14 protein-coding genes are annotated in these 11,598 nt (G+C 60.6%); 6 read left to right on the top strand and 8 right to left on the bottom strand.

Annotation, left to right across the window (positions count from 1 at the left end; translation table 11 throughout):
- Nucleotides 1–111: 111 nt before the first annotated feature.
- Nucleotides 112–303 carry a hypothetical protein gene (locus FFM53_RS11580; RefSeq protein ID WP_138388381.1) on the bottom strand — a complete coding sequence of 64 codons (192 nt, stop codon included), beginning with the start codon at nucleotides 301–303 and terminating at the stop codon, nucleotides 112–114.
- A 422-nt stretch (nucleotides 304–725) separates the two neighbouring features.
- On the opposite strand from FFM53_RS11580, the gene FFM53_RS11575 reads away from it, so the two are divergent.
- Nucleotides 726–1,442 carry a hypothetical protein gene (locus FFM53_RS11575; protein WP_138388380.1) on the top strand — a complete coding sequence of 239 codons (717 nt, stop codon included), beginning with the start codon at nucleotides 726–728 and terminating at the stop codon, nucleotides 1,440–1,442.
- A 234-nt stretch (nucleotides 1,443–1,676) separates the two neighbouring features.
- On the opposite strand, the gene cysK is transcribed toward FFM53_RS11575, so the two are convergent.
- On the bottom strand, nucleotides 1,677–2,639 hold the full coding sequence (gene cysK / locus FFM53_RS11570; protein WP_138388379.1) for a cysteine synthase A: 963 nt from the start codon (nucleotides 2,637–2,639) through the stop codon (nucleotides 1,677–1,679).
- 145 nt (nucleotides 2,640–2,784) lie between these two features.
- A complete protein-coding gene (locus tag FFM53_RS11565; RefSeq protein WP_138388378.1) occupies nucleotides 2,785–3,402 on the bottom strand; it encodes a LysE family translocator in 618 nt (205 codons plus the stop codon).
- Between the two features lie 337 nt (nucleotides 3,403–3,739).
- Between FFM53_RS11565 and FFM53_RS11560 the strand changes: the two genes are divergently transcribed.
- A complete protein-coding gene (locus tag FFM53_RS11560; RefSeq protein WP_018485292.1) occupies nucleotides 3,740–4,258 on the top strand; it encodes a Dps family protein in 519 nt (172 codons plus the stop codon).
- A 47-nt stretch (nucleotides 4,259–4,305) separates the two neighbouring features.
- On the opposite strand, the gene FFM53_RS11555 is transcribed toward FFM53_RS11560, so the two are convergent.
- Entirely contained in the window at nucleotides 4,306–5,220 is a 915-nt protein-coding gene (locus tag FFM53_RS11555; protein ID WP_173883575.1) for a DMT family transporter, read from the bottom strand.
- 99 nt (nucleotides 5,221–5,319) lie between these two features.
- Between FFM53_RS11555 and FFM53_RS11550 the strand changes: the two genes are divergently transcribed.
- Nucleotides 5,320–5,784 carry an Lrp/AsnC family transcriptional regulator gene (locus FFM53_RS11550; protein WP_138388376.1) on the top strand — a complete coding sequence of 155 codons (465 nt, stop codon included), beginning with the start codon at nucleotides 5,320–5,322 and terminating at the stop codon, nucleotides 5,782–5,784.
- Nucleotides 5,785–5,790: 6 nt separating this feature from the next.
- On the opposite strand, the gene FFM53_RS11545 is transcribed toward FFM53_RS11550, so the two are convergent.
- Together FFM53_RS11545 and dut are read right to left on the bottom strand one after the other, a co-directional pair.
- Nucleotides 5,791–6,690, bottom strand: a complete 900-nt coding sequence (locus FFM53_RS11545; RefSeq protein ID WP_138388375.1) for a GNAT family N-acetyltransferase — start codon at nucleotides 6,688–6,690, stop codon at nucleotides 5,791–5,793.
- Nucleotides 6,690–7,160: a dUTP diphosphatase gene (dut, locus tag FFM53_RS11540; RefSeq protein WP_138388374.1), complete on the bottom strand. Its 471-nt coding sequence runs from the start codon at nucleotides 7,158–7,160 to the stop codon at nucleotides 6,690–6,692. The genes FFM53_RS11545 and dut overlap by 1 nt, the downstream gene beginning before the upstream one ends.
- Before the next feature lie 91 nt (nucleotides 7,161–7,251).
- Here dut and FFM53_RS11535 point away from each other — a divergent pair, with 91 nt between their 5' ends.
- Nucleotides 7,252–8,835 (top strand): peptide chain release factor 3, encoded by a 1,584-nt coding sequence (locus FFM53_RS11535; RefSeq protein ID WP_138388373.1) that lies wholly within the window; start codon nucleotides 7,252–7,254, stop codon nucleotides 8,833–8,835.
- A 3-nt stretch (nucleotides 8,836–8,838) separates the two neighbouring features.
- Here the strand turns inward: FFM53_RS11535 and FFM53_RS11530 are convergent, their stop codons facing one another.
- Nucleotides 8,839–9,729: a LysR substrate-binding domain-containing protein gene (locus FFM53_RS11530; RefSeq protein ID WP_138388372.1), complete on the bottom strand. Its 891-nt coding sequence runs from the start codon at nucleotides 9,727–9,729 to the stop codon at nucleotides 8,839–8,841.
- Nucleotides 9,730–9,843: 114 nt separating this feature from the next.
- On the opposite strand from FFM53_RS11530, the gene FFM53_RS11525 reads away from it, so the two are divergent.
- On the top strand, nucleotides 9,844–10,551 hold the full coding sequence (locus tag FFM53_RS11525; protein WP_138388371.1) for a glutathione S-transferase family protein: 708 nt from the start codon (nucleotides 9,844–9,846) through the stop codon (nucleotides 10,549–10,551).
- 45 nt (nucleotides 10,552–10,596) lie between these two features.
- On the opposite strand, the gene FFM53_RS11520 is transcribed toward FFM53_RS11525, so the two are convergent.
- Nucleotides 10,597–10,983 (bottom strand): RidA family protein, encoded by a 387-nt coding sequence (locus tag FFM53_RS11520; RefSeq protein WP_138388370.1) that lies wholly within the window; start codon nucleotides 10,981–10,983, stop codon nucleotides 10,597–10,599.
- Between the two features lie 27 nt (nucleotides 10,984–11,010).
- On the opposite strand from FFM53_RS11520, the gene FFM53_RS11515 reads away from it, so the two are divergent.
- Nucleotides 11,011–11,592 carry an Lrp/AsnC family transcriptional regulator gene (locus tag FFM53_RS11515; protein ID WP_138388369.1) on the top strand — a complete coding sequence of 194 codons (582 nt, stop codon included), beginning with the start codon at nucleotides 11,011–11,013 and terminating at the stop codon, nucleotides 11,590–11,592.
- Nucleotides 11,593–11,598: the final 6 nt, after the last annotated feature.

The following is an 11,598-nucleotide window of genomic DNA, read 5'->3' as shown; positions in this document are numbered from 1 at the left end:
AACTGACGAATAATCCTTGAGCGCGCTGGTCTTGATGCTGGACTTCGCAGTTTCCGCAATAAAATCCGGAAACTGAAAAGGGGCGACTGTCAGGCCGCCCCCAAATCCTCTTTAAGCTTGCGGGAAATCGGGAGGGAGATTTCCTGCCGGCGGAATGTTGGGGAACAGGCGCCCCTTCATTACGTCCGCAATGCGGCCTTGGTTGATCTGAAAATACGATGCGATGCGTGCATAGTTGTATTTCAGTCCACGGGCCAGTTTGATCACCGGAACCATATCCGGAGTTACCTTTCGGTCTTGCATGTCTCTTCCTTTGCTAAAAGGTTGCGACCGAATAACGATTGACGAGATTCGGCAAATGAATCATTGTCAAAATCGTTCAGATGTCCGTTACGCGGCCATTGTTCTGGCTCGAAACTATTTTCGAACCGGAGTGGAACCGAGGCATTCTCGCCCCGGCTCCTATCGCCCTTGCGGCGACTGCTGAATCTAACCGGGTGGATCAGACCCCGTTAGATCAGGAAGCGGTTGTTATATGGGCTCCATCGCATTCTCCGAATGTTGCGAATCGCCGAGGCTCCAACCTCGGCGATTTGTATTCATGCACATCATTGCATCGATTACAACGCCATTGCTCCGATTTTCCGCCAATTGCTAGTCTCGATTGCTTGTAATAATTGCTTCTGATATAAGCTGTGAAGAAGCAATTCAAGGAGCGCGCACATATGACCCAGAAACAAAGCCCTGGATACCCCAATTTTCCACTTGAGAAAGCAATTGATCTCGCGTCTCAAATCTTTGAAAAAGATAGGAAAAATGCCATCGATCGGGATGTGGCCGCGCAGCATATCGGCTACAGTGGCTCCAGCGGCGCGGCTGACAAGAGTCTTGGAACGCTTGCTCATTATGCCCTTGTAGAGAAAGCAGGAAAGGGTCAATTGCGTGTTACGCAGACTCTTGTCGATATCCTCTATCCTGACAGCGCGGAGGATAAACGTGCGGCGCTCCAGGAGGCAGGTTTTTCTCCTTCTATCTTTCGTGACATTAGAGCTCGATTTAACGACGGTATCCCCTCGGAAGGTGCTCTAAAGGGATGGCTGATGCGAGAAAATTTTCTTGATCGCGCCATCAATCCGGTAACAAAAGCGTATCTCGAAACGATGAAGTTTCTTGAGCAATCGAAAGCGTTCGAAAGTGGTGGCGATCAATCTGATTTAGGTGCAGGATTCAACGAGAGTTCTGAAAAATCGGAGAAAAATCAGATGCATACGCCCCAGACCATCGCTGCGGCCGCTCCGCCACCCGCTCCGTTTTTGGAGTTGAACAAAATCAATGCCGAGATCACGGGCGATACAGTCAGAGTTTCGGCTCTCCTCAACAGGGAGGGTCTTGAAAAGCTGGAGAAGAAAATTGCTGCCCTCAAGGATTTCTTGTCAGACTAGCTTGCGTGCTGCCAAAATCCCCGACACCGACCAAACTTCGACTCACGCTAACGGCACTTACTGTCGTCGCGCTTGGGTACGATTACAGCCGCGGGCTATGTCGGTCGCTCGAAGGCGACGAGTACCTCATCGCCGGTAAACGTCTGACGGCTGTGGCGTAACAAGAAGGGGCGCCGAAGCGCCCCGATACTCTGCGAAGATGATAGCCGGGAAAGCCCCAACCAAAGCCCAGCCTTAGCTCCCAAGCCCCTCGAACAGCGCCGTCGAAAGATAGCGCTCGGCGAAGGAGGGGATGATGATGACGATGTTCTTGCCGGCATTCTCGGGACGGATGCCGACCTTGATCGCCGCTGTCAGTGCCGCACCCGAGGAGATGCCGACCGGCACGCCTTCGAGCCGGGCGACCAGGCGCGCCTGTTCGAAGGCCTCGTCATTGGTCACGGTGACGACCTCGTCATAGATGCCGGTATCGAGGATCTTCGGCGCGAAGCCGGCGCCGATGCCCTGGATCTTGTGCGGGCCGGGATTGCCGCCGGAGAGGATCGGCGAATCCGCGGGTTCGACGGCGATGATCTTGATCTCGGGCTTGCGGCTCTTCAGCACCTGTCCGACGCCGGTAATCGTGCCGCCGGTGCCGATGCCTGAGACGACGATATCGACCGTGCCGTCGGTATCGTTCCAGATTTCCTCGGCCGTCGTCTTGCGGTGGATCTCGGGATTATCAGGGTTTTCGAACTGCTGCGGAATGACGGCATCGGGAAGAGAGGACGCCAGTTCCTCGGCCTTGGCGATAGCGCCCTTCATGCCCTTTGCTCCCTCAGTCAGCACCAGTTCGGCGCCAAGCAGCGCCAGCATCTTGCGGCGCTCTACCGACATCGTCTCCGGCATGGTGAGGATCAGCCGATAACCCTTGGCGGCGGCGGCAAAGGCGAGCGCGATGCCGGTATTGCCGGAGGTCGGCTCGATCAGCACCGTCTTGCCGGGAGTGATCTTGCCCTGGGCTTCGAGGCCCTCGATCATTGCAACGCCGATGCGGTCCTTGACCGAGGCGATCGGGTTGAAGAATTCAAGCTTGCCGATCAGGTTCGCCACGACGCCCTTTTCCCGCGCCAGCTTGTCGAAGCGCACGAGCGGCGTGTCGCCGATGGTCTCGGTGATCGAGGAATAGATGCGGCCGCGGCCAGGCTTGTGCGACATGGGTGCTCTCCCTTTGAAATCCTGCTCCTGAAATCGAGGGGGAGAATAGGGTCAAAGGCCCGTCTAGACCAGACCGCGTTCGACCTGGAGAGGCGATCAGGAGAGAAAAAAACCTTTGAAAACCGTTTCTTGCCGAATGTTTATTTCAGGCCGCCCGCGTGGCGATGAAGGCTGCCGTGCCGGCGAGGATGCCGGCCGCAACCCGGTTCAGCGCCTGCAAGGCCCGCGGCTGCTTCAGCATCGTGCGGGCCCGCGAGGCAAGCAGCATATAGGGCACGAGCACGACGATCAGCACGACGAAGGTGGTGGTGAGCAGGAGCGCATAGTCGCGCATGCCGATATTACCGATATCGATCAGCGTCGGCACCAGGGCGACATAGAAGAGCATCGTCTTCGGATTGCCGAGCGTCACCAGCAGGCCGGAGAGGAAAGACATGCCGATATTGGTGGATTTCCGCGCCGCGATATCCTGCGGCAGCAGCCCCGCCGTCCAGAGTTTCCAGGCGATGTAGCCGAGATAGAGGACGCCGGCGATCTTGATGGCGATGAACACCTCGGTAAAGGTCTGCGCCACGAAGGCAAGGCCGAGAATGACCGCTGTGAGATAGGTCATGTCGCCGAGCACCAGGCCGAGACCCATGAAAAAGGTCTCGCGGAAATTCGAGCCGAGCGCACGCGCACCGATCGCGGTAATCCCGGGTCCCGGAATGGCCGCGGCGATGAACAGCGCTCCGGCATAGGTGATCAGGACGGTGAGGCTCATCTTCTTAACCCTCAGGGCTTCCACCGCCCATCTATAGGCAAGCGCCGCTTCCTCATCAATGCTTTGGCGCTGATCGGTCCATAACCATAAGGAATAGGTCTGCTAGAGCATGTCGCGCAAAAGTGTGCAGCGGTTTTGCGAGAACGACATGCGTAAAAACAAAGACCTAAAGCGCGAAGAGCGAATCTGAAAGATCGCGACGCGCTTTAGACCATGATCCACTTGGAAAGCGACCCGGCCTTGCTATTTCCCTCTCTGCAAATGCGCGATCAGCGCGGCCTGTCGCGGTTGTCCCGGCCGGTGGCGCTAGAGATTTTCATCACCAAGGAGAGATTAAATGTCCCATACGCCAGCCGAAACCCGCAGGCTTTCGCCACTCAAGACGCCGTCCAGCCTGTCGACCAACGCCATTACCGATATTTCGGCGGCGCTGACCGCACTGCTCGCCGATGTCTTTACGCTTTATGTGAAGACCAAGAATTTCCATTGGCACATGTCCGGCCCGCATTTTCGCGACTATCATCTGCTGCTCGACGAACAGGCGGAGCAGATCTTCGCCATGACCGACGACATTGCCGAGCGTGCCCGCAAGATCGGCGGCACGACGCTGCGCTCCATCGGCCAGATCGCTCGTCAGCAGCGCCTTTTGGACAATGACGCGGATTTCGTCACGCCCGAGGACATGTTGTCGGAACTGCGCGAGGATAACGTTCAGCTCGTTTCGCTGCTGCGCGAGGTGCATGGCCTTTGCGACGAGCATAATGATGTCGCAACCGCCAGCCTGATCGAGAACTGGATCGACGAGGGCGAGCGCCGCACCTGGTTCCTGTTCGAAACGACGCGCCCGCAGAGGTAATATCGGCAACCGGACGTCTCAGCCATCCCGATCGGGACGCCCGGTTCTCAGCTCTCCAGCGCCCGTGGCCGCAGCCAGCGCGGTGTCCAGCCGAGATTCATGCCGGCGGCGGCAAGCAGGATGATCGCCGCGCCTAATATCTGCATCGGCTGCAGCGCATGGCCGAAGGCGAGCCGATCGACGAGGATCGCGGCGATCGGATAAATGAAGGACAGGGCTCCTGTGAGATGCGTCGGCAGCCTCTGGATCGCACCGTAGAGCAGCACATACATCAGTCCGGTATGGACGACGCCGACGGTCACCAGGATCGCCCAGGACCCAATATCGCCGGGCGGATGGGAAAAATCCGTCATCGGCGCCAGCATCAGCATGCCGGTTGCGACCTGGATGAGCGCGATCAGATGCGGCGGCGTGCCTTTCAGCCACTTCGCGGCAAGGGCGGCGAGCGCGTAGAAGAAGGCAGCCCCCAACGCCATCAGAATGCCGAGGCCGTAACCGTCGAACGCAGCGCCGCCCGCACCGGGTTTCGCCTGGACGATCGCCACCATGCCGGCGAAGGCGAGCGCCAGCCAGAACAGCTTGGCGGCGGTGATCTTCTCGCCGAGAAAGAGCGCGCCGAGCACCAGCAGCATGAAAGGCTGGGTGTTGTAGACCGTCGTCGCGACCGAGATCGTCGCATGCGAATAGGAGGCAAAGAGCAGCAGCCAGTTCAAGACGATGGCGATGCCGCCGAAAATCGCGATGCCGAAGGCGCGCAGCGTGATGATGCCGGGCCGCAGCAGCCCGAGAGCGCCGCAGATGACAAGCAAAGTGAGCGCGCCGAACAGGCAGCGCCAGAAGACCACGCCGCTGACCGGTTGTCCCGACATGACGACGAACCAGCCGATCGTCCCCGAGATCAGCATCGCCGCCGTCATTTCCGCCGTGCCTCTTTTGATGTCGCTGCCCATGATTGCCTCCATTTCGATGGCATAAGAATATTGCGCCGGAAGGCGATTTTATATAAGGATAAAAAGGAAAATGACCGATGTAGCCTAATCATACTAGGGGAATCACTCGCTGTGGCTAATGATGTGCAATCGCTCGACGAAATCGATCAGGCCATTCTGGAGGCGCTGGCCGGCAATGCGCGGATCTCGCTGAAGGAGCTGGCACAGCAGGTCGGCCTCTCTTCGCCGAGTGCCGCCGAGCGCCTGCGCCGGCTGGAGGAACGCGGCGTCATCAAGGCCTTCACCATCGATCTCGATCCCGCCACGGTCGGTTACCCCTTGCAGGCGATCGTGCGCGTGCGCCCGCTGCCGGGACAGCTGCACATCGTCGAGCGGATCATCCAGGAAATTCCCGAAATCATCGAATGCGACAAGGTGACGGGTGATGATTGTTTTATCGCCCGCCTGGTCATCCGCTCGATGGCCGACCTCGACGGCATCCTCGACCGGGTTGCCGAAAGGGCGGAGACCAACACCGCGATGATCAAAGCCTCGCCTGTCAAACGCCGCCTGCCGCCGCTGTCACGCCGGAAATAGGGAGATCTAGAATTCTGCCATCGGCGACAACATCGCCGGAAAATCCGGGGTGGCATTGCCGAGCCCGCGCAGCATCAGCCTCGTGCCGCTTTCCAACGATTGTGGAACACCCTCCCAGCCGAGCTTGTCGGGACGGAAAAGCACCTCGACGGAGGCGGGGGCTATCTCCAGCCCGCCGAGGATCGCGGCAAGCGACGGTATCTCAGCCGCCACGACGTCGAGGAGGCTGAAGCGGCCCGCCTCATCGACCTTCCAGGCGATCACCGCCTGTTTGTCTTCGAGGAAGCTGACACGGATATCGGGATCGAGCTGGGTGTTGATGAGAAACATCGCCGCATTGACTGTGACCGCCAGCGAGGTCGAAACCGGGCTGCGTCCTTTCAGCAGCGATTGCAGCAGGGCAAGATCATCCGCATTCGTCGGTAAAAGCGGCCGGGCGCGGGCGGCGGAAGACGAAGGGTCGGGTGCCGCTCCCTCGTATCGGTGCAGCGGTATCGCGTGGAAACCATAGGGCTCGTAAAGCGATGGCTTGTCGGTATAGAGGATGACGGCTTCAAAACCCTGCTGATCGCACCAGTCGAGCGCCTTCACCGTCACGTCGCGATAGAGCCCGCGGCCGCGCCATGGCGGCCGCACGGTGCCGGATTGCAGCCCGGCGGCATGGACGATCCTGCCGTTGAGGACGAAGGGCAGCGCAAAGGCTGAGATATTGGCCGCAAGCTCACCTTCGGCATCAAACCAGCCGAAGGGCATGCTCGTAGGATCGGGTCCGCCAAGCTGTTGCAGCGGCCCGATATCGATGCCGAAAATATCCTTGAGCAGGCAGACCAGCGCCGCCCAGCCGGCGGGATCGCCGAAATAGTCCTGCCGGAAGGTCAGGCCAGCGCTGTCGAGGCGCTTGGCCATCAGACGCCGGTGGAGCCGAAGCCGCCTGCGCCACGCACCGTTTCGCTGGCCGCGGTGATCTCGGCCACCCGTGCCTGGGTCACCGGCGCGATCACCATCTGGGCGATGCGCATGCCGCGCGAGATGACGAAGGGCTCCTCGCCTAGATTGATCAGCAGCACCTTCACCTCGCCGCGATAGTCGCTGTCGACGGTGCCCGGCGAATTCAGGCAGGTGATGCCGTTTTTGAACGCCAGGCCGGAGCGTGGCCGCACCTGTCCCTCGAAACCTTCGGGGATCTCGAAGATGAAGCCGGTCGGCACCAGCGCCCGCTTGCCGGGCAGAAGCGTCAGCGGTGCTGCCTCTTCAACGGCGGCGCGCAGGTCGATGCCGGCCGCTCCCTTGCTTTCATAGGTGGGCAGGTCGAGGCCTTCGCCATTGGCTAAGCGGATCAGGTTCAGCGTCGGGCGCGTGTCGTGATGAATGTTCATGGCCCATTACTTTGCGCGTGGAAGGACAAGGTCAATTGCAAAGCCGGCCTTTAGTCGCTAGTTAAGCGGCAATTCCACAGGATTCACAAGTATGGCCGAAAGTCTCGCCGAGGCGGTCTCCCGCCGCCGCACATTCGCTATTATCGCCCACCCGGACGCGGGTAAGACGACGCTCACCGAAAAGCTGCTGCTGTTCGGCGGCGCCATTCAGCTTGCCGGCGAAGTCAAGGCCAAGAAGGATCGCATGCAGACGCGCTCCGACTGGATGAAGATCGAGCGCGAACGCGGCATCTCCGTCGTCACCTCGGTGATGACCTTCGAATATAACGACAATGTCTTCAACATCCTCGACACGCCGGGTCACGAGGATTTCGCCGACGATACCTATCGCACGCTGACGGCTGTCGATGCCGCCGTCATGGTCATCGATGCCGCCAAGGGCATCGAGCCGCGGACGCTGAAGCTCTTCGAAGTCTGCCGCATGCGCGATATCCCGATCATTACCTTCATCAACAAGATGGACCGCGAAAGCCGCGATCCCTTCGAGATCCTCGACGAGGTGGAAGAAAAGCTGGCGTTGGATACGGCGCCGATCACCTGGCCGATCGGCCGCTCGAAGACCTTTTGCGGCACCTACAATATCGCCGCCAACACGGTGCGCGGTTCGGATACCGAAATCGAGGGAACGCCGGTCAACGGTCCACAAAGCGTGGCCGGCAGGCTGCCGGAAAACGAGCGCCAGGTCTTCGTCGAGGAGACCGAGTTGGCGATCGAGGCCTGCCGTCCGTTCGACCGCCAGGCCTTCCTGGAAGGCCATATGACGCCGGTCTTTTTCGGCTCGGCGCTGCGCAATTACGGCGTTCGCGATCTCATCAACGCGCTCGGCGATTTTGCGCCGCCGCCGCGTGACCAGGTCGCCGACACCAGGACCGTGCATGCGACCGACGACAAGATGACGGCCTTCGTCTTCAAGATCCAGGCGAACATGGACCCCAACCACCGCGACCGCATCGCCTTTGCCCGGATCTGCTCCGGCAAGCTCGAGCGCGGCATGAAGGCAAGGCTCGCCCGCACCGGCAAGCAGCTCGGCCTGACGGCGCCGCAATTCTTCTTCGCCTCGCAGCGCCAGTTGGCCGACACGGCCTATGCCGGCGACGTCGTCGGCATTCCCAACCACGGCACGCTCCGGATCGGCGATACGTTGACCGAAGGTGAATCGCTGGTCTTCCAAGGCGTGCCGAACTTCTCGCCGGAGATCCTGCGCCGCGTGCGCCTGGAAGACGCGATGAAGGCGAAGAAGCTCAAGGAAGCCCTGCAGCAGATGGCTGAAGAAGGCGTCGTCCAGCTGTTCTCGCCGGAAGACGGTTCGCCGGCGATCGTCGGCGTCGTCGGCGCCCTGCAGCTCGACGTCTTGAAGGAGCGGCTGATGGCCGAATACGGCCTGCCGGTCTCCTTCGAAATGTCGCGTTTCTCGGTCTGCCGCTGGATCTCGGCCGATCAGCCGGCCGATCTGGAAAAATTCCTCACCGTCAAGCGCGGCGATATCGCCCGCGATCTCGACGGCGATCCGGTCTTCCTCGCCCAGGATGGTTTTTCGCTGCGCTACGAATCCGAGCGACATCCGGCGATCAAGATGGTCGCGATCAAGGAATATCACGCCGCCAAGGCGGCGTGAACATCACCCCACCAGCCGTTCCGCCAGGAAATCGACGACGGCGCGCACCGCCGGCAGCTGGCCGCGCCGGTGCGGCATCAGGATCGTCGTCTCGATGCTGCCCGCCGTCCATTCCGGCAGCACCCGCACCAGCCGCCCGTCCGCCAGCGCCTTGCGGCAGACGGATGTCGGCAGACAGGTAATGCCGAGGCCCGACATGGCCATTTCCATCAAGACATAAGGCTCATCCGCCGCCATGACGGAATGCAGTGTGACGACAACCTCGTCGCCGCCCGAATAAAGCTGCCACTGGTCCTCCGTCAGGCTGGTCATGATCGTCGCATGCTGTGCCAACTCCTCCGGCCGACGCGGTTCGCCATGGGCATTCACATAATCCGGCGAGGCGAGGATGAAGAAGGGGTGGCTGGCAAGCTTCCGCTGCACCAGGGCCGAATCCGGCAGCGGTGTCCGGTGGTTGCGCAGCGCGATATCGAAACCCTCCTGGACGATATCGACGAAGCGGTCCGTCACATGCACGGAGAGCCGGAGTTTCGGATAGCGCGCCGCCAGCGCCGGCAGATGCTCCGTCAAGGTAAACTGCGCCGTCGGCACCGAGGCGGTCAGGCGAACGCTGCCGGCAGGTTCGGCCAGATGCCGCCGCACGATGCCCTCGGCCATCTCCGCCTCGATGATCGAGGCTTGGGCATGCTGAAAGAATTCCCGGCCGAGTTCGGTCAGCGCGAAGCTTCGCGACGTGCGCTGGATCAGCCGCACGCCAAGCCGTGCCTCCAGCTCCGCAACCCGCTTGCTCACCGTCGATTTCGGAATGCCGAGATGCCTGGCGGCGGCGGTAAAGCTGCCGCTGTCGACGGCCTGCACGAAAAGATGGAGATCGTTGAGGTTGAAAAGCGCCATCGTCAGCTTCCAGATATGTGGACATTGCGATGCATTTATAGCCTCTACCGCGGGATCGTCCATGTCTTCACATTGATCGCGTCCAAACGGGTTCAATTCTGAAAGGAACGATTGATGTCACCCATATTGTTTTACGGCGTTCCGGAGGGCTGCTCTTTCGGCTCGATCGTCGCGCTGGAATGGTCCGGCCTTCCTTATCGGCTCTGCCGCGTCGAGATGCCGGAAATAGTCTCCAGCGAAGAATACAAGCGGATCAACATGGTCGGCGAAACGCCATCGCTGCTGCTCGAAGATGGCAGGACGATCAGCGAAAGCATGGCGATCTTGCACCATATCGGCGCCCGCACGATCGACAGCGGTCTGGGCGTTGCGCAGGGCTCGGCGGATTTCGATCGCCTGAACCAGATGCTCGCCTTTCTCAACACCACCTTCTTCCAGGCATTCGGCCCGCTCTGGTATGCGATCGAGCATCCGCTGGAGCCGCAGCAGAAGCAGGCCCTCACGGCCTATGGCATCGCCGCGGTCGAAAAGGCGCATCATACGCTGGAGCGTCTGCTCGACGGCCGCGAATGGCTTCTCGGCAGTGGGTCAAGCCTGGCGGACGCCTATTTCGTCGGCATCACCCGCTGGAACGATTTTCACAAGGTCGTCGACCGCCGTCAGTTTCCCGGCCTGCATCGCCTTTATGAACGCATGCAGCAGGAGCCGGCCGTGCGTTTTGCCCATGCCATCGAGCATCGGCAGGAGGCGAAAAGCAGCGGCGGTTTCCGCGGTGAGGTCGATCTGGCCGAGGCGCTCGGCCTGTTGAAACAGGCGGCCTGATCGCCCCAGCCGTCGCGCCCCTGCGGTGCGGCGGTCGATCTGCCGTCAGCCGGCGGCGATGATCTCGATCTCGACCAGCCAGTCGTCGCGCAGCGTTTCGACGATGATCGCCGTGGTCGGCACGGCGCGGCCGCCAAGCGCCCGAAGACGGGCATTCTGGTTCGCTTCCATAAAGGCGCCGTCGCTGAGATAGCTCGTCAGCCGCACGATATTGTCCACCGTCATATCAGCGGAGGTGAGGATGGCGCGCAGATTGGACCAGATGAGCTCCAACTGGCCTTCCAGATCGGCCGCGGCCATTCCCTGTTGATCGAGACCCATCGTGCCGCTGACGAAGAGCAGCCGGGACATTTGCCTGACCTCCAGCGCATGGATGTAATCAGGGCTGGCCGGATAGATCCCGTTTGCCGGATTGTGCGCGATCGTCTCCATGAAATTCCTCCTCTTCCGAATATCCTATTGAAGAGTGCCAGTATCGGCGATTATTCTTCGGCAGAAAGGGGAGTTTGCGGAATGGCGAAAAATACAGAGGATCTTCGGCAGGGACGCAGGCAGCAGGCTGTCATCGATGCATTCGACCGAAGAATATTAGCCGCGCTCGCCGCCGACAGCAGCCAGAGCTATGCCAGGCTTGGCGAAGCGGTCGGCCTCTCGGCGCCGGCCGTGCATGAGCGTGTGCGCCGTCTGAGACAATCCGGCGCCATCAAGGGCGTGCATGCCGCGCTGGATGGCGCAGCCCTCGGCAAACCGTTGCTTGCCTTCGTGCATGTGGAGGCTGCGGGCTGGGGCAAGAGCGAGCGACTGATGCAGGTCCTGCAGTTTCCCGAGGTCGAGGAGATGCATTCGGTCGCGGGCGACGCCAGCGTTCTCTTCAAGGTCCGCACCGCCAGCCCGCAGGCCTTGGAAGCTTTTCTCGCCCAGATTCACGCCGTTCCCGGTGTCACCGGCACCCGCAGCTATATCGCGCTTTCCACCTATCTGGAGCGTCCGGTACAGGCCGGCGTCACCGATAGCTGGCCGGACATGCCTCTGCCGGAATAAAGGCAG

Source organism: Rhizobium indicum (genome assembly GCF_005862305.2).
GTDB lineage: Bacteria > Pseudomonadota > Alphaproteobacteria > Rhizobiales > Rhizobiaceae > Rhizobium > Rhizobium indicum.
Note: the sequence above shows the minus strand (reverse complement) of the source record. Positions and strands in the feature narration are given on the sequence as shown.

Bases quoted from the DNA above. Each gene is read 5' to 3' on its own strand.
- FFM53_RS11580 (WP_138388381.1), bottom strand. From the start codon at position 303: ATGCAAGACCGAAAGGTAACTCCGGATATGGTTCCGGTGATCAAACTG.
- FFM53_RS11575 (WP_138388380.1), top strand. From the start codon at position 726: ATGACCCAGAAACAAAGCCCTGGATACCCCAATTTTCCACTTGAGAAA.
- cysK (WP_138388379.1), bottom strand. From the start codon at position 2,639: ATGTCGCACAAGCCTGGCCGCGGCCGCATCTATTCCTCGATCACCGAG.
- FFM53_RS11565 (WP_138388378.1), bottom strand. From the start codon at position 3,402: ATGAGCCTCACCGTCCTGATCACCTATGCCGGAGCGCTGTTCATCGCC.
- FFM53_RS11560 (WP_018485292.1), top strand. From the start codon at position 3,740: ATGTCCCATACGCCAGCCGAAACCCGCAGGCTTTCGCCACTCAAGACG.
- FFM53_RS11555 (WP_173883575.1), bottom strand. From the start codon at position 5,220: ATGGAGGCAATCATGGGCAGCGACATCAAAAGAGGCACGGCGGAAATG.
- FFM53_RS11545 (WP_138388375.1), bottom strand. From the start codon at position 6,690: ATGGCCAAGCGCCTCGACAGCGCTGGCCTGACCTTCCGGCAGGACTAT.
- dut (WP_138388374.1), bottom strand. From the start codon at position 7,160: ATGAACATTCATCACGACACGCGCCCGACGCTGAACCTGATCCGCTTA.
- FFM53_RS11535 (WP_138388373.1), top strand. From the start codon at position 7,252: ATGGCCGAAAGTCTCGCCGAGGCGGTCTCCCGCCGCCGCACATTCGCT.
- FFM53_RS11530 (WP_138388372.1), bottom strand. From the start codon at position 9,729: ATGGCGCTTTTCAACCTCAACGATCTCCATCTTTTCGTGCAGGCCGTC.
- FFM53_RS11525 (WP_138388371.1), top strand. From the start codon at position 9,844: ATGTCACCCATATTGTTTTACGGCGTTCCGGAGGGCTGCTCTTTCGGC.
- FFM53_RS11520 (WP_138388370.1), bottom strand. From the start codon at position 10,983: ATGGAGACGATCGCGCACAATCCGGCAAACGGGATCTATCCGGCCAGC.